We start from the raw sequence: 1,591 nt of genomic DNA, 5'->3' as shown, positions 1-1,591 counted from the left end.
ATCCGGGCGATCGGATCGAAGCCCGGCGCAACGGCTTCATCCATTACTTCGGGCAGGTCGACCACACCGTCCCCGACCACGGGATGGTGTGGATCATTGAGGGCGTGGGCGGCCGCCCCAAGCTGCTGCATCACAGCGACTACGATCTGCACCGCACCCGCTGACCGTCCGGAAGTCACCCGGCTCCCGGCCCTGCAGGGAAACCACAGGGCCCGCGCCGTATGCTCGCTGTGTTCTGCGTGGCGCCCTGGCCCTGGCCAGTGCGGCAGGACCGCGAATCCCACCACTTGGGGGTGCAAAGGGGGCTTACATTGCAGCAGTGCGGGCTTTGGCCCTCAGGAAGTCCTGATCGGCCGGGGTGAGCTGCACTTCGCCGTGCCGGTTCTGCCCCATATCGCCGGCGGCCTGATGGATGGCATTGGCGAGTGTGCGGGGCAGGACCACGCATCCCGGGTTCCGCAGCAGCCATTCTTGTGTGCCGGGGTCAAGCAGGTCCCACCACTGCTGAATCGGCAACTGTCCCATAGCGGCTGTTCTTCTGTTCCGTGCCGGATGCAACTGAAGGTAATTCCCGAAGCGCCGCGCAGGCCGCAGCGCTGAAGCGCCCCGCGGCTTTGGGCCGGAGACGGTTCCCCGGCGGCGCTGCGGCAGGTCGGACGGCAAGGGCCTAGACGGTGCGCGTCCGGTCGATCACCGGTGCCGTCGCAGCGCTTTCCCGCACCGCCGTGATGGCCGCGGCCACCTGCGGCATGTGCTCGAAGACCGGAAAAGACGACCGGACGGCCCTCACCGTCGGTCAGCCTGAACCGCAGTTTCCTGTCCCCGTCCCGCACAATCTCGAATCTGCCGGTCATGGTTCTCCCCCAAGGTTCCTCATTGAGCCGTCAGGGCAGGTCAGCGCCGCTGCGGCGGGTGCGAGGCTGCCCGGGCCAGCAACGTACCTGTGACTGCGGTCACCTTACACCCCGGAAGCGGATTATGACGCCGGCACCGGCAGAACCGCCGGCCGGCGCCGGGACCGCCGGGACCGCCGGTGGCCTGTGATTGCCGGTGGGCCCTGTTTTCCCCGGTGCGGCCCGTTCCTGCCTGCTGCCGGGCGCTCCGGTCGTCGGCCGGAAAGTGCGCCGGGCAGGCCCGGATAATCAGGGGCCCGGATCCCGGGATCCGGCCTTATTGTTACGGAAAGGTCACGGCCGCCCTGTACGTGCAGCTGTGTTTTCCCTACAGTCCGTAGTCAACCGGTCCTCTCAGGGCCGGTACGGTTTCGCATCTTCGGGCAGCCAACCATGGGGGGAACAATGAGAGATGACTTCACCGCCGGTAATGACGTCCTGCTCAGTGTCGCGCAGGTCGCCGCCCGGCTGCGGGTCTCCCGCATGACCGTCTACCGGATGATCCGCAACGCGCGCCTGCCCGCGGTACAGGTCGGACACACCTACCGGATCAGCAGAGACGCCCTGGCACGGTACCTGGACAACGCCCTGGTCTGCGCCCCCGCTCTGACCACAGCGCAGGTCCGGCCACAGCCAGGGGACGGCGGGGAGGACCTTCCCCGGGTGCGGATCCGGTGCGAGAATCGACAGTGTCGTCC

Annotated in this window: 3 protein-coding genes; 1 reads left to right on the top strand and 2 read right to left on the bottom strand. The window is 67.8% G+C overall.

Annotated elements, in window-relative coordinates; translation table 11 throughout:
* Positions 1-306 precede the first annotated feature (306 nt).
* Together AC5RWU_RS24185 and AC5RWU_RS24180 are read right to left on the bottom strand one after the other, a co-directional pair.
* Complete coding sequence (locus tag AC5RWU_RS24185) at positions 307-525, bottom strand: hypothetical protein (RefSeq protein WP_493986710.1); 219 nt, start codon at positions 523-525, stop codon at positions 307-309.
* A 142-nt stretch (positions 526-667) separates the two neighbouring features.
* The gene (locus AC5RWU_RS24180; protein ID WP_494002578.1) at positions 668-790 is read right to left on the bottom strand and encodes a hypothetical protein; all 123 of its coding nucleotides are present in this window, start codon (positions 788-790) and stop codon (positions 668-670) included.
* Between the two features lie 508 nt (positions 791-1,298).
* Here AC5RWU_RS24180 and AC5RWU_RS24175 point away from each other — a divergent pair.
* Positions 1,299-1,591: helix-turn-helix domain-containing protein (locus tag AC5RWU_RS24175; protein WP_493986708.1), on the top strand; the 293-nt coding region annotated here is incomplete at its 3' end.

Source organism: Arthrobacter sp. B0427-1-12 (assembly GCF_059092905.1).
This window is presented reverse-complemented; position numbering and strand designations above follow the sequence as displayed.